At 42.4% G+C, this 24982-nt stretch carries 15 protein-coding genes; 13 read left to right on the forward strand and 2 right to left on the reverse strand.

Features of this window, described 5'->3' with window-relative positions:
- The first annotated feature begins 165 nt into the window (after positions 1 to 165).
- The 5 genes from CBM24_RS06715 to CBM24_RS06735 all read left to right on the forward strand — a co-directional run bounded on the left by CBM24_RS06715 (position 166) and on the right by CBM24_RS06735 (position 8128).
- Positions 166 to 3279: a SusC/RagA family TonB-linked outer membrane protein gene (locus CBM24_RS06715; RefSeq protein WP_088160619.1), complete on the forward strand. Its 3114-nt coding sequence runs from the start codon at positions 166 to 168 to the stop codon at positions 3277 to 3279.
- Between the two features lie 9 nt (positions 3280 to 3288).
- On the forward strand, positions 3289 to 4905 hold the full coding sequence (locus CBM24_RS06720) for a RagB/SusD family nutrient uptake outer membrane protein (protein WP_070567424.1): 1617 nt from the start codon (positions 3289 to 3291) through the stop codon (positions 4903 to 4905).
- A 278-nt stretch (positions 4906 to 5183) separates the two neighbouring features.
- Positions 5184 to 6455 carry an erythromycin esterase family protein gene (locus CBM24_RS06725; protein ID WP_088160620.1) on the forward strand — a complete coding sequence of 424 codons (1272 nt, stop codon included), beginning with the start codon at positions 5184 to 5186 and terminating at the stop codon, positions 6453 to 6455.
- 4 nt (positions 6456 to 6459) lie between these two features.
- Positions 6460 to 7365 (forward strand): ABC transporter ATP-binding protein, encoded by a 906-nt coding sequence (locus CBM24_RS06730; RefSeq protein WP_157698394.1) that lies wholly within the window; start codon positions 6460 to 6462, stop codon positions 7363 to 7365.
- Positions 7358 to 8128: an ABC transporter permease gene (locus tag CBM24_RS06735; RefSeq protein ID WP_075991612.1), complete on the forward strand. Its 771-nt coding sequence runs from the start codon at positions 7358 to 7360 to the stop codon at positions 8126 to 8128. The genes CBM24_RS06730 and CBM24_RS06735 overlap by 8 nt, the downstream gene beginning before the upstream one ends.
- 21 nt (positions 8129 to 8149) lie before the next feature.
- Here CBM24_RS06735 and CBM24_RS06740 read toward each other — a convergent pair whose 3' ends face one another.
- A complete protein-coding gene (locus CBM24_RS06740; protein ID WP_088160622.1) occupies positions 8150 to 10903 on the reverse strand; it encodes a substrate-binding domain-containing protein in 2754 nt (917 codons plus the stop codon).
- A 291-nt stretch (positions 10904 to 11194) separates the two neighbouring features.
- Here CBM24_RS06740 and CBM24_RS06745 point away from each other — a divergent pair, with 291 nt between their 5' ends.
- The 7 genes from CBM24_RS06745 to CBM24_RS06775 all read left to right on the forward strand — a co-directional run bounded on the left by CBM24_RS06745 (position 11195) and on the right by CBM24_RS06775 (position 23014).
- Complete coding sequence (locus CBM24_RS06745) at positions 11195 to 12517, forward strand: sugar porter family MFS transporter (protein ID WP_075991614.1); 1323 nt, start codon at positions 11195 to 11197, stop codon at positions 12515 to 12517.
- A gap of 199 nt (positions 12518 to 12716) precedes the next feature.
- Positions 12717 to 13667 (forward strand): carbohydrate kinase family protein, encoded by a 951-nt coding sequence (locus CBM24_RS06750; protein WP_088160623.1) that lies wholly within the window; start codon positions 12717 to 12719, stop codon positions 13665 to 13667.
- 86 nt (positions 13668 to 13753) lie between these two features.
- Positions 13754 to 16879, forward strand: a complete 3126-nt coding sequence (locus CBM24_RS06755) for a SusC/RagA family TonB-linked outer membrane protein (protein WP_088160624.1) — start codon at positions 13754 to 13756, stop codon at positions 16877 to 16879.
- Positions 16880 to 16923: 44 nt separating this feature from the next.
- A complete protein-coding gene (locus CBM24_RS06760) occupies positions 16924 to 18606 on the forward strand; it encodes a RagB/SusD family nutrient uptake outer membrane protein (protein WP_088160625.1) in 1683 nt (560 codons plus the stop codon).
- Positions 18607 to 18649: 43 nt separating this feature from the next.
- Positions 18650 to 19762, forward strand: a complete 1113-nt coding sequence (locus tag CBM24_RS06765) for a hypothetical protein (RefSeq protein ID WP_088160626.1) — start codon at positions 18650 to 18652, stop codon at positions 19760 to 19762.
- 75 nt (positions 19763 to 19837) lie between these two features.
- On the forward strand, positions 19838 to 21442 hold the full coding sequence (locus tag CBM24_RS06770) for a glycoside hydrolase family 32 protein (protein WP_088160627.1): 1605 nt from the start codon (positions 19838 to 19840) through the stop codon (positions 21440 to 21442).
- A gap of 66 nt (positions 21443 to 21508) precedes the next feature.
- Positions 21509 to 23014: a glycoside hydrolase family 32 protein gene (locus CBM24_RS06775; protein ID WP_198386052.1), complete on the forward strand. Its 1506-nt coding sequence runs from the start codon at positions 21509 to 21511 to the stop codon at positions 23012 to 23014.
- 59 nt (positions 23015 to 23073) lie between these two features.
- On the opposite strand, the gene CBM24_RS06780 is transcribed toward CBM24_RS06775, so the two are convergent.
- On the reverse strand, positions 23074 to 24222 hold the full coding sequence (locus CBM24_RS06780) for an alginate lyase family protein (RefSeq protein WP_088160628.1): 1149 nt from the start codon (positions 24220 to 24222) through the stop codon (positions 23074 to 23076).
- 156 nt (positions 24223 to 24378) lie between these two features.
- Between CBM24_RS06780 and CBM24_RS06785 the strand changes: the two genes are divergently transcribed.
- Positions 24379 to 24978, forward strand: coding sequence for an RNA polymerase sigma-70 factor (locus tag CBM24_RS06785; RefSeq protein ID WP_075991620.1), 600 nt, complete (start codon positions 24379 to 24381; stop codon positions 24976 to 24978).
- The last annotated feature ends 4 nt before the right edge of the window (positions 24979 to 24982 follow it).

Here is a 24982-nt window from a genome sequence, read left to right on the forward strand (position 1 = left end):
GACAAAGTGAATTTCAATAAATAAAAGACAATCGATTGCGTTATTTGCGCAATCGATTTCGTGACACCATTGTTTTGTTCCCATAAAATATCCCTCTAATTTAACGTACTGAACCAGTCACTCTAATACTAAACTGACAGACTCAATTTTACTAACTATTTAATTATGATTTCAAAATTTACAAGTAACCAAAAGGTAAGCCTGCTTGCTATTGCTCTTCTTGTTGCGTCTTCGCAAAATTTGTGGGCCGAAGAAATGCCGATTGCATTTAAACATACAGCAAAAGAGGCCGCTCAGAACCAAGTTACCGGGAAAGTAACCGCAGAAGATGGTCCTCTTGCGGCTGCGACTGTTTCGGTCAAAGGGACATCGGTATCGACATCGACAGATGCAAAGGGAACATTTGCAATTCGAGCTAAAGCGGGAGATATTTTGCTTGTTAGCAGCGTTGGCTACAAAACCAAAGAAGTGACAGTTACAGGAACGACCCTATCAATTCAGCTGGAAAGTAATAATGAGGCTTTGGAGGAAGTGGTCGTTGTGGGATTCGCTAAACAAAAGAAAGTAAATCTAACTGGTGCTGTACAGGCGATCACGTCAAAGGATCTACAGGACCGTCCCGTTACAAATGTATCCTCAGCGATCCAGGGTAAATTTTCGGGTGTAACAATTACTCAAAATTCAGGACAGCCCGGTAAAGACAACGGTACGATCCGAATCCGTGGCCTAGGTACTATCAATAATGCAAATCCGCTTGTTATTGTCGATGGAATAGAAAGCTCGATGAATAACATTAACCCCAACGATATTGAAAGTGTTTCGGTACTGAAGGATGGACCTAGTGCAGCAATTTATGGATCTAAGGCTGCAAACGGCGTTATCTTGATTACGACGAAAAAGGGCGGTAGTGGCAAGCCGCAATTGAATTATACAGGCTATGCCGGTATTCAGGATCCAACACGTCTACCGGAATATATGAACTCTTATGACCATGCTGTCATCTTAAACGAGGCTCTTAAAAATGAAGGGAAGACGCAGCGTTTCTCCCAGCAGGATCTAGAACTTTTCAAAAATGGATCTGATCCGGACGGTCATCCCAATACAGATTGGTTAGGGTTGTTGTATAAAGGGTCAGGTTTCCAGCAATCGCATAATTTGCAGGTTACAGGAGGAACAGAAGATGTGCAGTATATGGCTTCCGGAGGCTATCTAGGGCAGAAAGGTGTTATTAAAGTAGCGAGTTCGGACCGGTATAATTTACGCACAAATGTGGGGGCAAAAGTGTCTTCCAGGCTTCGATTTGATTTAGGGCTGGCGTATAACTATCAACGTATTACCGAACCCGTAAACCCTTATACAGGTGACATGGCACAGATCTTTAGACAGGTAAATCGTATTCCTAGTTTTATTCCATACAAATATAGCAATGGTGTGTATGGTCGTGGTAGCGACGGTAACCCAATCGCTTGGATGGATCTGGAGGCAAAGGACAATATGATCAATAAACATACGCAGGTCAATTTCTCCGGTGAATTTAAGATTATGGATGGATTGAAGATCAAACAAGTTGTTGGCTTTCAACCGATCGACAATATGTCTTCCAAATTCGTCAAAGACATCCAATACTATGCACCGAACGGTGATTTGGGACCTAAGCAAGGGGTGAATAATCTGACTGTTTACAACTTTCAATCTGAACGATTGACTTTTCAAACCTTGTTGACCTATGACAAAAAGATTGGTGACCATCAGATCAATGTTTTAGGTGGTTTTATGGATGAAACATTCCGTGCGGATTACTCCAGTGCTTATGCACAAGGTTTCTTAAATAATGATTTTTCAGAACTGAATTTGGGCAGCAAAGACGGAATGAAAGTCGATGGGGGAGCCAAAAAGCTAATATTACGCTCTTTCTTCGGTCGTATCAATTATGCATTTGCGGATAAGTACCTATTGGAAGCCAATGTGAGACGTGATGGAACATCGCGATTCTTGGGAAGCAATCGTTGGAGTACATTCCCGTCTTTCTCAGCAGGATGGCGTATTTCTCAGGAAGATTTCTTTAAAGAATCCTCGTTGTCTGATGTAATCTCAGAATTGAAATTAAGGGGCGGTTGGGGTAAACTAGGAAACCAACAATTAGCGGCAACATCAGACAATTCATATCCTTCTTCAGACGCTTATTATCCAGGCTTATTTACCATTTCTCCTGGTTATAACTATTCTTTTGGTGGTGAGATCAGTTCCGGTGGAGCCATCGTAGAATCGGCAAACCCAATATTAAAATGGGAGTCAACGACAAGCACCAACATTGGTTTGGACCTGAACTTCAAAAATAATCTAGGCTTTGTATTTGAATACTTTGACCGTAAAACGGATGGGGTATTGTTAAAACTGCCTGTATCGAACTTATATGGTCTTCCAGCACCTTACCAAAATGCAGGGAAAGTACAAAATAATGGGGTAGAGCTACAAGTAAATTATCAAAATAGTATCGGAGATTTCAAATATAGCATTGCCGCAAACGGTTCTTATATCAACAACCAGATTAAAAAATGGGCGAGCGACGAACCACAGGTCAATGGAACTTTCTATATCTATGAGGAGGGCCGACCAATCCGTTCGTTTTATGGCTACGAAACAGCAGGAATCTATCGTTCGGATGAAGAATATAAAAACAGTGGCATTCAAGGCGTAAATGGAACTGTAGGTGCTGGTGATATTATCTATAAAGATCAGAATGGCGATAAAAAAATCGATGGAAATGACCGTGTATATCTAGGTTCGCCTGATCCGAAATTCATCTTTGGTCTGACGTCCAATATGAGTTATAAAAACTTTGATCTGAGCCTATTCTTCCAGGGGGCCGCTAAAGTACAGGGCTATCTTTGGGGTGAAGCCATTGGCGGGATCTCGGGATCTGATAAACCGACAACCATTTTTGCAGATCGTTTCAATGCAGAGACCAATCCAAATGGATCGATGCCGAGGGCATTGACCAGTTGGTCACAAAATAGTCCTTCAGGCACTCCTTCCGATTTTTGGATACAGAATGCAAGTTATGTCCGCTTGAAGAACATTACCTTCGGTTATACCTTACCAAAAACGTTTACGGATAGAATCGGTATTAAAGGGGCCAAGGTATACTATAGTGGGCAAAACCTCTTGACTTTTACTGGTTTTGCTAAAGGATTTGATCCGGAGGCTCCAGCGGATTCTAGAGGTAATTACTACCCACAAGTGAAAACAAATGTGTTTGGTCTTAACGTAAACTTTTAATTGAAAATCATGAAACTTAGAAATATAACGATTGCATTGAGCGTAGCCACCTTATTGTTCTCTTGTCAAAAACTCGATCAGGAACCGTTGGATGCATATAATGCCGATAATTTTTGGAAAACGGAAGCAGAAACCGATTTTGCTGTAACAGGTTTGTACAGCGGTACAAGGGGAAGCGACGGTAAGCTGGCCGAAGGATCTGCTTGGGAAGACGGTACACAGATCTTTTACATGGACTGTACTTCGGATAACTCCAATAGTGATTTCCCTTGGGAAGGATTCCAGGCTTTAGGAAATGGCACCGCAACACCGACAAACGCTGGAAATGCAGAGGCCCGCTATACGTACGAGCATATCCGTCGAGCCAATTACATCCTTGAAAATATTGAAAAATCACCGGTTAATGCTGAAAAGAAGAAGCGGCTGACCGCCGAGGTACGCGTTATACGAGCATACAAGTATTTTGATTTGGCGACCTTATTTGGGGGAGTGCCTATCATTACGAAAACTTTGACGACAGAAAATTCGTTTGTGCCTGCAAATACGCAAAAGCAAGTATTGGAATTTGTGGAAAAAGAATTGAAAGAAGCTGCTGCAGATTTGTCGTTTGCTAAGGGTGGCGGCCGTATGTCCAAAGGTGCTGCCCTTGGTTTATTGGCGCGCTGTTATGCTTTTGAGAAGAAATACCAGGATGTCATCAATACAACACAGGAGATCATTTCTTCGGCTAATTATAAATTATTCGATGATTATGCGACCTTATTTGAAGAGGCAAATGAAAATAACAGTGAGGTCATGATGAATATCGAATATTTGGTAAATATTCAAGGATATACTTCACTTGGTATTATGCTGCCCAATTCAATGGGGGGATGGGGGTCTATTGTACCAACACAGAGTCTGGTAGATGCTTACGAAACTGCCGATGGACAGACTATTGGCGAGTCAAAATCTTATGACCCTGCCAGTCCATATGAAAAAAGAGATCCACGCCTGGGCGCAACAATTGTTTACCCAGGAGCACTGTACAATGGTAAATATTTCGATCCATTAAATCCGAAATCGGAAGATTATCCATCTGGTCCAGATAATGCATCCAGCACAGCTTACAACTATAAAAAATATATCCAAAATCCGAGCAGTTATGCGAACATTTGGAACGTAGGTACCAACATTATTGTGATGCGTTATGCCGAAATGCTTTTGTTAAATGCGGAAGCAAAGATTGAATTGGGGATTATCGATAATACCGTATATGATAATATCGATCTAGTTCGCCAGCGCGCTAAGATGCCAAAAGTAGACAAAGCCGTATACAGTGGCCAGAGCAAACTGCGTGAATTGGTACGTCGTGAGCTGCGTGTAGAATTCGCCGGAGAAGGACGTCGTCGCTTTGATATTATTCGTTGGGGAATAGCCAAAGACGTAATGAATGGTCCTGTAAATGGCGCGCTGTCCAAAGGTACGGTGGATCCTAAAACAGGCAAGGTTACCTATACTTCGTTAACTGATCGTTTTTTCTCTGAAAATAGATCGTTCAAAGCTGGAAAAAATGAATTGTGGCCAATTCCACAAGCTGTCATCGATAATAGCAAAGGAACGTTGAAGCAAAATGTAGGGTATTAATTTTCTCCTGCTATATTTTTTACGAAGCAAGCAAGCAAGCAAGCAAGCAAGCAAGCAAGCAAGCAAGCAAGCAAGCAAGCAAGCAAGCAAGCAAGCAAGCAAGGCGGTTAAGTGTTATACTCACTTAACCGCCTTTTTATTGTCATGTTATATTTCTAATTTTTTTTGTGTAATTTTTTATGGAAAAAGAAAAAATGATCATCATATATTAAAATACGTCCTACTTTAGCGTAATACGCAGTAGATAGATCAATTATGAATTATATAAACTGAGATAAATGAGAAGTGTTCTATGCGCACTTGCGGTAACGATTATCTTAATCTTATCGTTTAATAAACTTGTTTATGATGAAATGCCCGTAGCCAACGCTACGATAGTATTGAACGAAGTAAATCGTCATAAACAAGACGTCAAAAGTATCTTAATGACCGATAGTAATTTTTCGGATTTAAGTTTTTTTGATGCTATGCTAAAAAACAATAGAATCCTGATGTTGGGCGAAATGATGCACAATGATGGCGAAACTTTTAAAGCGAAAGCCAGGATCATTCGTTATCTCCACGAACAGCTGGATTATGATGTTGTTTTATATGAGGCAGGGCAGTATGATATGTGGATGATGAATGCACAGATGGATACCCTGATGGATAAGTCGCAGGAAAAAACGATCGGTGGTACTGGACTATTCGACTTCTGGTGGCAAAATCAGGAAAATCAGCCCCTCTTAACGTATTATAAAAAAACAAAATCAACAGAGCGTCCAATGATCCTCGGCGGATTTGATATCCAATTTTCAGGCAGGGGCTTATCAAATATACGCGTAAAATTATTGGAAGATTTCCTGCTTAAAAACGGGATAGATTCGACCAAATATCCGTTATTGAAAAAAAATAGCAACAGGCTGGAGTATCTAACTTATGAACCTTTTGCCAGTAAACGGCTCAATGCGAACGAAAAAAAACAGTTCCTGGCAGAACTGGATGAGTTGAACCGTAGGATCCTCAGCGGCGTAAAAGACTCGGAGCATCTGATCTATAGCCGATATCTGTCTGATATGAAGCACAACTTTGACAAATCTTGGCGCTATAAAACTGGGTCGATGCAGAGCATGCATTTTAGAGATTCACTGATGGCGGAAAATCTAACCTATCAGATCGATTCGCTTTACGCCGGCAAAAAGATTATCGTCTGGTGTGCCAATGTCCATAGCTTTTCTGCGCCATACAATAAAGATTATCGGCCCCTCGGGACTTATCTAAAGCGTAAATACGGCGCTCAAGCGTATAGTCTGGATTTTACTTCCTATGGAAGATATGATAAAACTGGCCGTGTTGTCGATAGAGTGGGTAAGTTGGCCGTGGAAAATGTATTTCATGCCACTAAATTACCCTATTTCTTTTTGGATCTTCGTCAGTTGCCCAACAATAGCATGTTAAAACAACGTTTTAGTTCAGTCATTAATCAGGGGATTGATGAAGAAAGAAAATGGCACGAGTTTATCGATGGCATTTTCTATATCGATATCAATAAAGATCCAATTTACCGCTAACAGCATGGAAAGTATCTTAACACAACAACTTAGCTTTAAAATAGGCGCAAAAACAATCTTGGACAATATTAGCCTACACGTCCCAAACAGGAGTATTTATGGATATCTCGGCCGAAACGGGGCGGGAAAATCCACAACAATCAAATTGCTTTTAGGTCTTTTGGAGGATCAGGCAGATACGATTTTTATTCAGGGAAATAGTCTAAAGGCACATCCCACAGGTGTTTATGCCAATGTTGGAAACTTGATTGAGGCCCCATGCTATTATACTAAATTGACCGTTTTTGAAAATTTAAAGTACTTGGATATCATCCACAAAAAAGGCAACAAACGCATTGATGAAGTATTGGAAATGGTAGATCTTCATCGGGAAAAGAAGAAAAAAGCCAGTGCCCTGTCCATGGGGATGAAACAGCGGCTGGGAATAGCGATGGCGATTTTTCATGATCCGCAGTTGCTTATCCTGGACGAACCATTAAATGGTCTCGATCCACAGGGAATTGTCGAAATGCGCAATTTGTTTTGTCATCTCAACGAACAGGGAAAAACGATCTTTCTTTCGAGTCATATTTTGAGTGAGCTTGAAAAAATAGCGACACACATTGGTATCATTGAAGGTGGGAAAATGATTTTCCAGGGAACCAAACCGGAGTTGCTGGGACAGGTTGACCGGGAGGTGTACCTACGTACAGCCAGCCCCGAAGCAACGGCTTCGGTTTTGCGAAATAACGGGTTTTCTGGTGTTAAAACCGATGGAGAAAGCGTTGCCGTCACTATCGGCGATGATCTGCAATTTGGTCTTATGATCAAATCTTTGGTCGAAAAGCAGATTGATATTTATGGATTGGAATCCCGTAGTGCTGATCTTGAACAAATTTTTATAAACCTAATCACTCGTGTCAATGACTAATACATGCTATACCGCTTTCTTGTCGGAAAAGTACAAACTCCTACGCAATAGGGAGATTTTTGGGGTACTGATCGTCCCTATGGTGCTCGTTTTTGCGATTGCCGGTTATATTATTTATGATGTTATAGATTCAGGAGGGGCAGTGGCGGTTCCTAACCCTTGGAAACTTCTGCTTGGCAGATATGTTTTTCAGTTTTTTTACCTGCTCTATCCCATCCTTGTTGCTTTATTCGTCTATGCCTGTTGTGATGTCGAGTATAAGAATAACAATTATAAAATACTCTTTACCCTACCCATCAGTAAATCGAATATTTTCTTTTCCAAAGCCGTCTTTATCCTGTTGACCTTACTGTTTTCAATACTCTTTGCTTACGCTGCATTTCTGATCAGTGGTTATCTGCTCAGTCTGATTTACCCCGTACTGGGGTTTCAGAATTATGATTTTAGGGTCGTAATCTTTTATACGTTTTTGAAACTTTTTATTACGCTCTCAGCTATCGCTATGATTCAGCTTGCCCTGAGCCTATTGTTCAGAAGTTTTATCTACCCAATTGGAGTAGGCATGTTTATGTTGGTCTTTTCCGTGCTTGTCGCACAGAAAAGTTTTTCGGATTTTATCCCTTATACAGGTGCCTATAATGCGGTAATGAATATCTTATCTGAGAATGATTCCTTTGCACGGCTAGACTACAGCAACTTACTGATGCTCGTCATATTTCTATTGATCAGTTTTTACTTATTCAAGCGGAAAGGACAGTTTTAATTTGCAGGCGCACCTGATGGGCTATTTTTTGTCAAGTTCTTTTTTATAAGTACTCGGAGACTGGCCATATTTCTTTTTAAAGGCCGAAGCGAAATAGGATGCGGAGGAAAAACCGACACTGCTAAATATTTCGTTGATGTTTAGTCCTTCAGCCATAAGGCTTTTGGCTTTCTTTAATCTTCGTTCGATAATGTATTCATTGACGCTGCAGTCAAGTAACTGTTTGACTTTACGGTAGAGCTGCACGCGGGAGAGGTGAAGCTCGTTGGCAATGCCATCGACACTCAATCGCGGGTCTGATAATTTGGATTCGACAATCGCGGAAAAATTGTTCAGAAAACGTCTATCGTTATCATTGACCTGCTCCGCTTGAGCGCTATCAAACTGTTCCACATTGCTGCTGTATTTTTCTTTAAGCTGATGGCGTGACTGTAGGATGCTTGAAATCCGTGTCCGCAGTAATTCGGCATTGAATGGCTTAGTCATGTAGTCATCGGCCATCAATTTACTTCCTTCGAGCATCGTATCTTCATTGGCGAGTGCACTCAATAAGATGACGGGAATATGTGCGGTCTGATAAAATGCTTTGATGTCCTTTAGAATATCCAGACCGCTACCATCAGGAAGCATAATATCCGTAATGACTAGATCTGGAAAATGTGTCTTCAACATTCCATTGGCTTGTTGCACATCTTTTGCCAGGAAAAGATTGTAATCCCTTTCTAATAGGGAGCGGAGATAATCTCTGATTTCATCATTATCTTCGACGACCATAATACTTTTTGATTTGTTGGATCGAAAAGAAAGATTGTTGTCTACCATCTTTCGTGTTGCCTCTAATATGTCGTCTTGTTGAAACAGCGGTTTTTCTCCCTTGTCGAAATCGGCCAGTTCAGCAGGCTCGTAGTGACTATTTCCAATTGGCATACGTAGGGTGAATATCGATCCATGACCGGGTTTGCTACTCACAGTGATTTGGCCATGATGCAGTTCGATGATCTGTTTGGTGTAGGCGAGGCCGATTCCGGAGCCATTACGACTACTGGCACCCTGATAAAAAGGATCAAAAATATGCTCAATATCACTTGGAGCAATCCCCAGGCCATTATCCAATACACGTAGATAGAAATAGTCTTTGAAATTGTTTTCTTCCAATATAATTTCAATTCTGCCACTTGCCGCCGTATGTTTGATCGCGTTGGACAATAAATTGGATAAGACCTGTTCCATGAGGTATTCGTCCATCCAAACCTCTTTCAAGCTTGTTTTGTTGACATAACTGACGGAGATCCTGTTTTTCTTAAATAAGGGTTTGAAACTACCTATTACCTGCTGAATAAATGGGTCAATGTAAACGATGGCCGCATGTAGCTTAATCTTCGATTTACTGATCCGATGGATATCAATGAGGTCGCTGACCAAACGTTGTAGTTTTTTTGCATTCCGTTTGATGCGCGACAACTGTTCTCTGACCTCTTCGGTAAGATCTTTTCGTAATTCAAGGTCCTCTATAGGCGCGATGATAAGGGTTAGCGGGGTTTTAAATTCATGCGAGATATTGGTGAAGAAATTATTTTTGATTTCTGCCGCTTGCTGAATTTGACTGTTCATCTCGACGATCTGTTTTTGTTGCGCAAGAATCTCGCTATTCTGGACTTCCAGATGTTTGTTCTTTTCCCAGTTGCTCCTGATCACGATAATAGAAATTCCCCCAAAGACAACAGCTAGCACCAAGCTAACGACCAATACATTAAGAACGGACTTTTGGCTTTGGTAAATCTTATTCTGTTCCGTAATAAACTCCTGCCTTTTGTCAATATCGAGCTGCTGTTGTTTTATTTTATCCGACTGCAGGGCAAGCAACTCCGCGTTGGTTTTATCGATGACAGAGGTTTCGAGTATATTCTCGCGGCGGTAGTTTTGGTGGTTGATGATAGCCAAGGCCGTTCGAATGGCTTCGGCCCCGCCAGTGGGGTAGAGTATGGAAGCAAACATTTTGCCCTGTATGATCTGTTCAAGGCCATTTCCGGGACCAGGAAGAGCATCAACACCAATGATCTTAATGTCCTTTTTGATCTGGGCTTCGTCCAATGCTTTTTTTACCCCCATGGCCATCTGATCATTGAATGTAAAAATGATATCACTCTGGCTCATGACGTTTATATGCTTACGCATTTCCAGATAGGCTTTATTTTTCTCCCAGCCGCCGTGAATGACGCCGCTCACCTGAATCGCTGTGGCATCTCCAATTTGCTGGATAAAGCCTTTTTCACGCTCTATTGAAGCCGAGGTGCCCGATAGCCCTGTGACTAATCCGACCGAACCCTTTCCTTCTAAAATCGTGCGGCTATATTGACCGGCCAGTTTCCCGATGGCGAGATTGTCGGCGCCCACATAAGCATTATATTGGCCGGAGGAGGTCTTACGGTCTGTTACGATGACAGGTATATTGCGTTGGAATACAGAATCTACAATTGGCGTGAGTGGCTCGGCCTCATTTGGGGATACAATCAGAAGATCGATATCCTGTTTGACTAATTCGCGAATTTGATTGATCTGTACATTATTGTCGCCATGTGCGTCGCGATAAAGAAAGTCAATATCGGGATTGAAGGAAAGTTCCCTTTTCATTTCCTCGAGCATCGTTTGTCGCCAGGCATCGTTTCCGATACACTGCGAAAAAGCGATGACCTGCTTTTTCTTCCGGACCATTGGTTGACATCCACAAAAAAGAAGCAAGGTCAATATGCCACTAAAAATGAAATATTTTCCCATGATTTTTCCCCTTAAATATCCGAATATACATTATTTAGATTTTTTGGGGTAACAGTGGTTGTGTTAGTGTATATTTTACACTAAAATAGGAACCTTCAAAAATGTATCATTTTCTAAATTTTATGTTTAAAAAGTGAAAGTTTTGAAAAGTAAAGTGAATGTAAGTGTTAGATTTTTAGTGTTTTAGTGTTTTTAAAAAAATGTTACATAAATAAATGTTTTTGCGAAGTCCAAATTTAAGTTAAGATGAAGCACGTGTTAAATTTGGATTAATCAATTATAGATCATCACATGAACAAAAACACGGTATTAGCTTGGTCCTTTGTAGTGGCTTTAGGCGGATTTTTATTTGGATTTGATACAGCGGTTATTTCGGGAGCAGAAAAGGCGGTTCAGGAGCACTGGCATTTAAGTGAGTTTCAGCATGGACTGACAATGGCCATCGCCTTGATAGGGACAGTTGTCGGCGCAGCATTAGGTGCACTGCCTTCCGATAAATTAGGCCGTAAAAATACCTTATTTGCTGTTGCAGCCCTTTACTTTATTTCAGCGATTGGTAGTGCACTGGCGAATGACTGGACGATATTTATTTTATTCCGCTTTTTGGGTGGCATAGGAGTTGGCGTCTCTTCGGTAACGGCACCAATCTATATATCAGAAATCTCCCCGGCAGCATCGCGAGGTAAGTTGGTAGGGCTTTTTCAATTCAACGTTGTATTAGGTATTTTGATAGCCTATTTGTCCAACTATTTTATCGGTCAGGTTGGCGAAGAGTCCTGGCGCTGGATGCTGGGGGTGCAGTGCTTTCCGTCGTTGTTATTCTTCTGTTTGATCTTCCTCATCCCGGAAAGTCCGAGATGGTTGCTGCTGCACCGAGGGAATTTGGCCGAGGCAACGCGGATTATGAAAAAAATTAATTCGGATGGTTACGAGCTGGAGATTTCAAAAATTCAGGAGTCCAAAAACAATTCCGCAGGAGAAGGCAAACTCTTCGTTCGCGAAAATGCCAAACCTATTTTATTGGCCTTTTGTTTTGCGCTGTTCAATCAAGTTTCAGGTATCAACGCGATTATATATTATGCGCCCCGCGTATTTGAAATGGCTGGTTTAGGCTCACAGAGTTCATTGCTTTCGACAGTTGGTATAGGGGTTGTCAATTTTATTTTTACGTTGCTGGCGATCAATTTCATCGATAAGGTGGGCAGAAGAAAATTAATGTTGGTGGGCTCGATCGGGCTGATTGTTTCATTGGCACTCGTTTCACATGCTTTTTATACCAACCAAACGACGGGTTTTGCGATCACAATCTATCTGATGAGTTTCATTGCCTTTTTCGCATTCTCGCAAGGTGCGGTGATTTGGGTATTTATTTCGGAAATTTTTCCGAACGACGTACGTGCCAAAGGGCAGACATTTGGTAGCTTGACACATTGGGTGATGGCGGCGATTATCACCTTTTGTTTCCCAGCCTTGACAGAAATGCTCGGTGGCGGGGGTACCTTCTTGATCTTTGCCCTATTTATGGTGCTGCAGCTTGTTTATGTGCTTAAGTTTATGCCGGAGACAAAAGGGAAATCATTGGAAGATCTTGGGCATACCATCAATCTACATTAGTCTTTAGCTGGACTACGCTAATAGGTGTCGAAGTAGCCATGACGCGACTGGCGCCTATCGAAAGTTATTTAATCAAAGACAATGTGATAACATGTTGTGTGTATCTATTGTCAACATTGAATTTAAAGGGAAATATAATAATCAATTTGTTACTTGGTTTTTGGCGCTCGGCCGAAGCTTCGTATAAAAAGGAGAAAATATGAAAAACGGAGATAAATCAATACAGGGTATTTGTTTTGGCGAGGTTCTTTGGGACAATCTTCCTACAGGTAAAAAATTAGGCGGTGCGCCTTTGAATGTGGCTTATCACCTCAATAAATTGGGGGTTACGACGCGTATGCTAACGCGCATAGGGCGTGACGATAATGGTTACGAGTTGCGTAACGTATGTGAAGATCTGGGTATCCCGACCGATTTCTTCCAATACGATGACCTGTTACCAACTTCAACAGTAGAGGTTTCGATCGATGCAAAACGCGACGTGCATTACGATATCGTTTATCCTGTAGCTTGGGATAGAATAGCGGTGGACAATGTTGTTCTTGAGGCAGTTGCAGCGGTGGATTTTTTGGTGTATGGTAGTCTAGCCTGTCGGGATGAAGTAAGTTTTCAAAGCTTGCTATTACTGCTGGAAAAAGCCCGCTTCCGGGTGATGGATGTCAACCTGCGTACACCTTATTTTGGTCCGGAAAAAATACATAAACTGTTGGGATACGCTGATTTTGTGAAAATGAATGCCGAGGAACTGCATGTTATTTCCGACTGGAATGGCGCAACGGATGCCTATACCGATCAGCAGCGTGTGGACTTGATCATGGAGCGTTTTGCAATTCAGGAGGCAATTGTAACCTATGGTGCAGATGGTGCGGTATATCATTATAAAAAAGACAATATCAGTTATCATTTTCCAGCCTTGAAAGTTCAGGTAGAAGATACCATCGGAAGTGGTGATTCTTTTTTGGCGGCTTTCCTGACCAAAAGGTTTCAGATGCAGGAAGGTGTTCAGCTGGAGGAAGTACTGGAATTTGCGGCCACCTTAAGTGGATTTGTGACACAGAGCCGGGGGGCTTGTCCTGAATATAACGATGAGGTCATCAATCGATTCCAATGGTTGCATCCGATCTTCAATGGAGCTCAGAAGCAACAGTAGGTAAACTGCTTCTTTACGAAGCAGTTTACCCGCTATCATAATCAAATAATCAATCTAAATCATTAACCATTTACTTATAACCAATTATGTTTACAAGACAGAAAGCAATGCTGCTCCCGTCTTTGGCACTTTTTTCTGTTGTCGCATTTGCGCAACAGACTGAAATCCGGGGAAGAATTACGGATAGTGGGACAGCAGCACCTATAGTAGGGGCATCTTTAGTGGTGAAGGGAACCACAATAGCCACCAAGACAAATGAAAAGGGAGAATTTGTCCTTCAGACTTCGGGCAATCAGGGTACATTGGAAATAAGCTATGTCGGCTATGCCTCCCAGACGATTGCTGTGGCAGGAAGAAAGTTCCTCGATATTCAGCTTGCGCCTACCGAAAAGGGGCTCGATGAAGTGGTCGTTACGGGATATCAAACAGAACGGAAGAAGGATTTGACGGGTGCTGTGAGTGTTGTTAATGTTGCTGAGATGATGAAGGCTCCGGAAAATAACCCGATGAAAGCGCTGCAAGGACGGGTAGCTGGTATGACAGTAACTTCGGATGGTAGTCCGAGTGGAGCGGCAACAGTGCGTATGCGCGGAATCAGTTCCATCAACAGTAGTCAGGATCCCTTGTATGTCATTGATGGAACCCCCACACAGGGAGGAATGCATGAACTCAATTCGAATGATATCGAAAGTATTCAGGTTTTAAAGGACGCTTCTTCGGCGAGTATCTATGGCTCGCGCGCAGCGAATGGTGTTATTGTCATCACGACAAAAAAAGGAAAGATGGGTGCCCCTAAACTTACAGTAGACGCCTATGCCACCAGTACGCATTTTAATAATCGAATGAAAGTGCTGGATGCCCAACAATATGGTCGTGCATTGTGGCAGGCCACCATCAATAATGGCGGAAACCCCAACGGAAATAATATTGGTTATCAGTTTGAATGGAATAACGACGCAAATGGCGTACCTCAGCTCAATACTGTTTTTGTTTCCAAGTATATCGACCGTGAACATACCATGTACGCTTCCGATACCGATTGGTTTAAGGAAGTTTCAAAACCGGGATTGCAACAATCTTACAATGCGACATTAAGCTCCGGGACAGAAAAATCCAGTTCCTTTTTCTCCTTAGGTTATTTGCACAACAATGGGACACTCCGTTACACGGATTTCCAGCGGATATCTGCCCGGATGAATGCCGATTATAAATTGTTTGATGGACGCTTGGTGGTGGGCGAGAATTTTACGGTAAACAATACCGGTGAAGTGCAGGTACCGGGCGATGTGCTTGACCTTTCGTTAAAAGCATTGCCCATTATTCCTGTCCATACAGTAGATGGAATAGGATGGGGTGGACCAGCATTGGGAATGAACGACCGCCATAATCCCATGCGTGTACTTTATGATAACCGGAACAATAAATATAATTATTGGCGGTTGTTTGGAAATGCCTATGCGGATCTACAGCTTATAAAAGGTCTGCATGTCCGCACCAGTTACGGTTTGGACTATAGTAATTTTTACAAACGTAATTTGGAAGTATCCTATCGTTCGGGATTTATGAATAGCAGCCGGAGTGGGGTTAATATGGAACAGTCCCATGGAATGAAGTGGACTTGGTCCAATACGGCGACATATCGGAAACAGATTGATAAACATACCTTAGATGTGCTTGCCGGTATGGAAATGAACCGTCAGAATGATATCAATTTTAATGCCTATACTGCCGGAGATAGCGCCTTTGCCATAGAGACACCTGAGTATATGTGGCCAGGTGTGAGTACGGGCACAGCGGCAGTAGGCGGTGGCTCTACGGGATTCTCGTTGTTATCCTATTTTGGAAAGGCCAATTATTCCTATGATGACCGCTATCTAGCTTCCTTCACCGTGCGGCACGATGGTTCTTCCCGCTTCGGTAAAAATAACCGCTTTGCAACTTTCCCGGCGGTAACAGCGGGGTGGCGGATTTCGTCCGAGCGTTTTATGGCAAGTACGAAAAACTATATTTCGGACCTCAAGCTGCGTGTTGGATGGGGGCAGACAGGTAACCAAGGTATAGGTAATCTGGCTACCTATGCGCTTTTCGTTCCCGAATATGGTGTTGCTGATCCGACATGGAACATCGTGGATGGCACAGCATACGATCTCTCAGGCGCAGGAACGGGAAAATTACCGTCGGGATATCGCAAAATCCAAACAGAAAACAATGACCTGAAATGGGAAACCACAACGCAGACGAATATAGGCTTAGACTTTTCATTGTTTAATCAAAGTCTCTATGGTTCGATTGACTGGTATGTCAAAGCAACCAAAGATATGTTGATCAATCCAGCCTATATCGGTGTGGTTGGAGAGGGCGGTTACCGTTGGGCGAATGGTGCCTCCATGGAAAATAAAGGTTTGGACCTATCGGCTGGATATCGCAATAAAACATCGTTTGGACTGGATTATGATGTGATGGCTGTGTTCTCTACCTATAAAAACAAGGTGACACATTTGCCCGAAGCGGTAGAAAACTCCTATGGAGGTCGTCAGGGAGATAATATTATCGGCCGGCCGCTGGGATCATTCTATGGCTATGTCACCGACGGTATTTTTCAGAATCAGGACGAAGTGGATGCGCACGTCAATCAGACCGGTAAGGGGATAGGGCGTTTACGTTACGTCAACGTCTATGATGCGGACAAGCAGATTACGGATATGGACCGTACCTGGATCGGTAGTCCACATCCTGATTTTTCCTATAGTCTCAATATTGTGCTGAAATATAAAGGGTTTGACCTGTCGGCATACTTTCAGGGGGTACAGGGGATAGATGTCGAAAACTGGCTGAAAAAACAAACAGACTTCTGGAGTGTGGATGACGTCAATTCCAACAAAGGCCTGCGGTTGCTGAATGCATGGACACCACAAAATCCAACGTCCACGATTCCGGCCTTACAAACGACAAACAACAATGACGAGGGCCGCCTGTCAAATTACTTTATCGAGAATGGATCTTATATGAAACTCCGGAATCTGTCTCTGGGCTATACCTTGCCAACAGCAACAGCCTCACGCCTGCGTATGAGCCGGCTAAGGATCTATGTCACAGGTCAGAACCTATTTACCGTTAAGTCAAAGAATTTTACAGGTGTAGATCCTGAAAATGTAGGTTGGGGGTATCCAATTCCAACGACCTGGACAGCTGGGGTAAATATTGGATTTTAAAAAGGGGAGAAATAGGGCTATACACTTATAAATAATTTATACGGATGAAAAAAATAACCACTAAAATAGCGATACTTATGGTTCTTGCTGGACTACTTCCAGGATGTACCAAATTTTTGGATCAAACACCCAATGGTGTGCTGAGCTCCGATCAGGTTAAGGAGCCAGAACGATTATTGACAGCGACCTATGCCGCTTTGGGCAATGATCATTATGATGTCCCTTTTAGCTTATGGCCCTATGGTACGGTTCGGTCGGACGATGCATATAAAGGCGGATCGGGACCACAGGATATCCAGACCTTTCATTTTCTTGAGGTCTCAAATAACATTACAACCAATTTCGCGGAGTTGGATAAATTGTGGTTTCAATTGTACGTTGCAATTTCGCGTGCCAATACAACAATCAAGACCATACAGGAAATGGATAATTTCGATGGGAAGGAAGAAAAACTGGGTGAAGCACGCTTTCTTCGGGGGCATTTTTACTTTATGCTCAAGATCCTTTTCAAATATGTGCCTTATATCGATGAAAATGTACCAGTAGACAGCTATGAAACCGTATCGAATAGAGCCCTAAGCAACGATGCATTATGGCAAAAGATTGTAGCGGATTTTCAGTATGCGGTAGATCATCTTCCTGCTGTGCAAACGGAGGTCGGTCGGGCCAATCGTATCGCCGCTGCGGCTTATCTCGCCAAAGCCTACCTGTATAAGGGATACCGTCAAGACAATGCCGAACGTAATATGGTGACGGGTATCGATGCGGGAGATTTGGAAAAGGTTGTACAAAATACGGATATTGTGCTTTCATCGAACCATACGCTGGAAACCGACTTTGCATTTAACTTCTTGCCGGGCAAGTATGAAAATGGGACAGAAGCGCTCTTTTCAGTTCAGTTTTCAAAAGATGACGGGACAAAATTTGGGCGTGTTAACTTTTCTGATGTACTATCTGTACCTATGGGGCTGGGCTGTTGTGATTTCAATAAACCGAGTCAAAGCCTTGTCAATGCGTTTCGCACAACGGGTAAAGGTCTACCACTGGATAATTATAATGCGTTGAATAGCTTTAATACCTCCGAGAAGTACGACCCGAGGTTATTCCATACAGTTGCAATTCCGGGCTTACCGTACAAGTATAGTAGCAAAAGAACATACGAAGAAAGCTGGAATCGTAATCCGGCGGAGTATGCTGTTTACGCCTCGTTAAAAGAAAATGTTGATCCCGACTGTGATTGTTTTGTCCCCATGGTACCCTTCTATGCGAATACAAAGAATCGAATTGTATTGCGCTTTGCCGATGTGCTGTTGATGCGGGCAGAGGCGCTTATCGAGCTGCATCGTTCGATTGAAGCACTGCCATTGATCAATCAAGTGCGTAGGCGCGCAAAAAATAGCACCTCACTTACGGGATATGCAAATGATAAAACGCTGATCGAAACGTACAAAAATGGAGATAATATTGTATGGACCGAAGAAAATGCCCGGAAGGCGTTACGTTGGGAAAGACGTTTGGAGCTTGCGATGGAAAATGGAAGATTCTTTGATCTGGTACGTTGGGGAATTGCAGACCAGGCCATGAATGCCTATTATGATGTAGAAAAGTCACGTCGATCTTATTATTCCTCGGCACATTTTACAGCAGATAGGAATGAATATCTACCGATTCCCGAAGCACAGATCAGATTAAGTAAGTATCTGTACAAACAAAATCCAGGCTATTAAATAGGCATTTATTGTTGAACGATTAGTATAACCAATTATTCCAATGAACACATTAAACAATTATATAAAAGTAGGGGTTACTATCCTACTTATCGGGCTTTTCGCGGCCTGCAAGCGTGATGCTGAGAGTACACTCAATTTGAGTGCAGATGTAGATATACTTTCTTTCAAGGTCGGCAATACCATTGGGAAAGTAGATCAGGCAAAAGGTACCATTCTTGTCATGGTTCCTGAAGGTACAGATCTTTCGGCGGTGGCTCCGACAATTGAATTGCCCAGCAATGCAAAGGTTGCTCCAGCTTCAGGCATCGCCCAGAATTTTTCATTTTCTGGCACAACACCGATTACTTACCGCGTTTTTAATGGTAATCTATTTAATACCTACCAAGTAACCGTCAAAGAAATCAAAGCAGAAATAACGGCATTCCGCATCGGAGAAAAATCAGGGATCATTGATCAGAAAAATAAAAGCATTAAAATTTACCTACCCCTGGGGACAGACCTAAAGAACCTATCACCTGCGTTAGAATTTACAGCCGGAGCAAGCATAACGCCCAATCAGAGTGGGCCCGTAGATTTAAGTTCTCCCATAAAATACAGCCTTGCGTATATGGGGCAAACTTTCCAATACACGGTAACTGCCCTATTGGGTACAGAACCCAAACAAATTTTTATGATTTATAATGGTGAAACCAGCGTTCCACATTTCGACGGGTTAGGGGTGACTACGGTAGATTCACCTTATCCCAATCCGAAAACCACTGGAATTAATGCAACACCCTTCTGTGCGTCTTTTGTACGGGACAATAAAACTGGTGAAGGCTGGCACGGTGGAGCGCTCTGGAATGCAAATAAAGTGACGATCAATCCGGCAGAATACGGGCGTTTCTCGATGATGGTATTGAAAGATGTAGCTGGTGATGTGCAATTGGAAATTCAATCGGATGGCGAACAGAATAAAGATTGGTTGCGTGCCAATTATTCGAAAGATCATGTCGGTGAGTGGCAAGAATTGGTTTTTCAGATTCCTGCCGGAAGAAAGGCTATCATTAACAATATACTGGTAATGCCACATGAGCATCCTAATGGACAGCCCGTGGCATTTCCTACCCAACGGATGTACTGGGACGAATTGAAGGCATTACCTAAAGAGTAATCGAATACAAACAAAACAAGTTATTATAAAAGCAAAAATGATAGCTAATCAGGGATTAATAGAAAGATTTAGATCATGAGACCAAAGATATATTTGCTTCCGACAGTATTCTTGCTAAGCTTGTTGACAAGTTGCAAGAATGGGGACGAGAGTTCGACAGGGCTGGATAGGCCCATGGAAATACTGCCTGTGGATAGTTCTACGGCTTGTATTTCGGGGCAGGAGGCGGGCCCCTATCAAAGGTTCTACAGACCCCAGCAGGGGTTTGTGGGCGATCCCATGCCTTACTACAATGCCAACGATAACAAGTTCTACTTGTTTTATCTGTATGAAAATGCCAACAGGCATCCGATTTATAGTACGCGGACAAGTGACTATGGAACATTTGAGGGCTATACCGAAGTCTTGTCGTCGGGTGCTGTGGGGAGTCAGGATGAATGGATCGGAACAGGAAGTTTTATTAAAAAAGGAACATTGTATTACTGTTTCTATACGGGGCATAACAATGTTTTTACGCCTGCGGAAAAGATTATGTTGGCTACGTCAACTGATTTAATGAATTGGACAAAGCAACCAGCAATGGCGCTGCAGGCTGCAGCGGGCTATGATCAAAATAATTTTCGTGATCCACAGGTTTATTGGGATGAAGGCCGCAATGCCTACGTCATGTTAGTCACGACACGAAAAGACGGAAAAGGAACGCTGGCACGTTATCAGTCGACAGATTTAAGCAGTTGGTCTATGATTGAACCGCTCGTTGCGACCACAGGGACAGTGGAGAAATATGGAATCGAAACAGATGCAGAACTATTGGAATGCCCGGACCTATTTAAAATGGGCAATAAATGGTATCTCTTGTTTTCGCGGATCAACCGGGATGAACATCGCAAGACATTTTATCGTGTTGCGGATTCCCCGGATGGCCCCTGGACGATCTGTCGGGATAGCGAAGGACATCATGAAACCTTCGACGGCCGCTATCTCTATGCGGGCAAAACGGCTAGCGACGGTACGACACGTTATCTTTCGGGATGGTGTTCAACCGGGCAAACAGTAAATAATAACAACGAACTGCCCTGGTCTGGAAATTTAATTTCACACCAGTTGGTTCAGGGAGCTTCAGGGCGTTTATATCCTAAAATTCCGGAAGCCCTAAACAGTAAATTCAATAAGGAAGTCGCCTTTGAAAAACTGAGCGATGTTGGTCAAGTTTCCGAATCGAATAAAACCTATAGTTTGACAGCGCAATCGGGCGGAAGAAGTTATGCACAATTTAACCGGAACACTTCATCCGTGAAAGTGACCATGACCATTGATGCTTCCCAATCCAGCAAATTTGGTTTTTCATTTGGCGCATGTGATGATCCGACCGAAGTGTATAGCATTGCTTTTGATCTGACTTCATCCAATCGTTGGAATATGCCGGCACTGTTTATGAACAAGGAGGCACGCGATGGCGGCGGAAACAAAACAGAACTCAATTTTACGCCACTTACAGTACCGACCAACCGGATTTTTAACGTGAAAATTATTATTGAAAAATCGATTGGTATCGTATATGTGAATGATCGTGTTGCTTTTACCAACCGGATCTATAAAATGGATCAAAACCCTTGGACTATTTTCGCGGATCAAGGAACAGTAAAAGTGAATGGGTTGAAAATCGAAAAATCTTCCTGACAATTGAGACGATATTTGCCTATTGAAGCGAACAATAACCTAATTAGAAATGTAAACAAAAGAAAAATGATAAGATTAAAGAAATACGGTGTTTTAATGCTCCTGCTAGGTGTTTTTGGTACAAGTCTGGCACAGACGGGACAGCATAAACAAGGGGATCCCGAAGAGAAGTATCGCCCACTTTACCATTTTACCCCACAGCAGGGCTGGATGAACGATCCCAATGGACTGGTTTATCTGAACGGTAATTATCATCTTTTTTTTCAGCATAATCCCGAAAAACCCGTTTGGGGGCCTATGCATTGGGGCCATGCGATCAGTAAAGATTTAATCCATTGGGACGAGCAGAAGATCGCATTGTACCCCGATAGTTTGGGGACTATTTTCTCTGGAAGTGCTGTAATCGATAAAGATAACACGGCAGGTTTTGGAAAAGGTGCTATGGTCGCCATTTTTACCCATCACAATCATCAGGAAGAGGATCGAAAAACAGGATTGCATCAAAATCAAAGTTTGGCTTATAGTTTGGACAAGGGCCTTACCTGGACAAAGTATAAAGGCAATCCGGTATTGCCAAACCCTGGTATATGGGATTTCAGAGATCCAAAGGTGATGTGGCATGTGCATAGCCAGCGTTGGATTATGACCTTGGCTACAAAAGATTGTATTACTTTCTATTCTTCCAAAGATTTGAAAACATGGCAGAAGGAAAGTGAGTTTGGCAAAGAGGTGGGTGCCCATGGCGGTGTCTGGGAATGCCCTGATCTTATCCCCATGGATTACAAAGGAGCTACAAAATGGGTTTTGCTGGTGAGCATCAATCCAGGTGGACCCAACGGTGGCTCGGTGACACAATATTTTGTGGGTGACTTTGATGGGCATCAGTTCCGAACAACGGATACTAAAATAAAGTGGTTGGATTGGGGACCCGATAACTATGCTGGCGTAACCTGGAGTAACCTAGGGGATAGGCACCTGATGATTGGCTGGATGAGCAACTGGCAATATGCCAATGTGGTTCCTACCACAAAATGGCGTTCTTCCTCAACCATACCTCGTGTTTTAACTTTAGGAAAAGTTGGACAGTCATTCTACGTTGCGAGTACTGTGCCCAAAGAAATTGAAACCGCATTTCGTCCGCTAAAAAAATACCATGGCGGTGGAACGAAGGAAGTTTCGTTCGAGCAACATCTCCCACAAGCGTACCGTTTGGACCTTAAAGATTTGAAACGGCAGGCTTTTAAAGTCATCTTATCGAATGAATATGGCGACGAATTGGTTATTGGTTATCGTGAAGATCAAAATGCCTATTATATCGATCGTTCTAAGTCCGGTGAAGTGTCTTTTAATGGAGAATTTCCAAAGACGGCTTTGGCACAACGGTTGCTAAATAAGGGAGCACTTTCTTTCAGTTTGTATGTTGATGTGAGCTCTGTGGAACTTTTTGCAGACGAGGGGCTAACGGTAATGACCAGTTTATTTTTTCCGAACAAGCCGATAACCAAGCTGCGTATCGTGGGAGATAAAAAGTTGGAGTTTCAGGAAATCGGTATTTCTGCATTTAAGAGATAAGAGCTGGATTTTTGCCATTAAAGCGATCCTTGATAAGACAAGGATCGCTTTATACTTCGCTACTTGGTCTTATTTTCGAGGTGCAAGTGTGCTGGCATTAGTGTGGGGAAAGTCCACGCAAAATGATTTTTTTTGTAAACTATTGGACGGTACATTGAAAGATAAGGATCAAATTTCGATGTATGATAAATATCCTTCATGGCCGCAAAGAGATTGGAGGGCCAAACTCCTGCTGTCCGGTCCAGGATGTCAACGTCCGGATTTTTAAACCAAGGCCATTCAGTTGGATGTTGATTGTAATAATATAAATAGTCAAGGGCCTGCGTGACCGATTTTCCGTCCTTCGTGGCGGTAAATAGGTTTTCTCCGGTGGCATTGTGTATGCACCACATGGAGGCTGTCAATGGTGCTAATGAAAAGTAGGTGTACCATAAACCTTTCTCACCCCGTTTTACTTCCTCAATAAGATGACCGTCAGCTGCGATCTTTTCAAAGAGATCAGCCTTGATTAAGGCTATTGTAAAAGAAAGCTCTTTTTGGTCATCAAGAAAGTTTGCCGAAAGTAGATTCGCAAACCTCGCCCAATCCGCAATATTATTGGATTTTTCGCGTAAGAAATGTGTCGCTTTTTGAAAGACATCGATGGTCCAGACCTTAAAATGATCACGATCTTTCTTCGCCCAAAGGGGATCGTTTTTAAGTAATTCGGCAGCAATCATCAATCCGGCTCCCGCATAAGAAAGCACAACTGGTCCGTCAAACTGACTGTATTTTTTATTGATTGTGGCCCAGGAGTTAATGAAATATAAGGCCTTGGATGCATATTTTTGCTCCCCGTTTAAGGTATAGGCCAAGGCCGTACAATAGGCAGCAAAAGCATCCGCATGGAGCTTTTTTGCCATAGCACGTTGGCCTTCTTTATCGCTGTAAAAGCCGGGTACACTAAAATCTTCAACAGCATGATGGTCAGTCAATAAAAGAGAATCGGCCAGCCTAATCAACTGCGTGTATGCAGTATATACAGGTTCGGATTTTTTGTTGATTTGTGATTTTACATAATTGACCTGGGTAATTGGGTGCATTAAGGATTGTGCATGACTATGTGAAGGCCAAATAAATAGGCAGACTATAAACAAGGTCAATCCTATTTTTAAAAATTGAGTGGTTTGGGCCTGTAAGCCAAAAAATAGATATATGAAATTTTGCATGGTTCTAAATGGATACGTTTATCGATTGGTTTGATCGCTATGGGGGGATTAGCTACTGCAAATTAAGAAAAAAATAACATAAGTTTACTGGTGTTCAGAAATTTCATTTGAATTATTGCAGCGAAGTAATTAACTTCATGGCTAGAATAATCAATTATGGACATCAATCAAAATCTGCCTGAGAAGGAACTCTTGTGCCAACTCCATCATGGAGATATGCAGGCTTTTGATATCTTGTACCATCGTTATAGCCAGATTATCTATGCCAATATCCTTAAGTTTCTGAAAAATGAAACTAGTGCCGAAGATTTACTTCAGGATGTTTTTCTGCGTATCTGGGAAAATAGGTCAAAAATAGATCCTGAACAATCTTTTGCAGCATTTCTTTTTACCTGTTCGCGTAACATCACATTTAATTTCAAACGACGCCTGAAATTGGAGATGGAATCTGAAGTCCAGCTCGCCTATGGCGCATTGGAATCTGAAAATACCATTGATAAGGTGCTCGATTCCAAGGAGGCCATGGTCCTGGTAGAAGACTTGTTGAGCAGATTGCCCAAACAACGCCAAAAAATATTTAGGTTATCTAAGCTTGAAGGTAAAAGCTATAAGGAGATTGCCGAAGAAATGGATATTTCTATTGCTACTGTTCGTGACCATATTGTTAAAGCAAATAAATTTATCCGACATGGTGCATTGCAGGACAATGGCTTCTCGGCCCTACTAATGATTCTGCTTCTACATGCTGCAAATTAATTTT

The organism is Sphingobacterium sp. G1-14 (assembly GCF_002196555.1).
Taxonomy (GTDB): Bacteria; Bacteroidota; Bacteroidia; order Sphingobacteriales; family Sphingobacteriaceae; genus Sphingobacterium; species Sphingobacterium siyangense.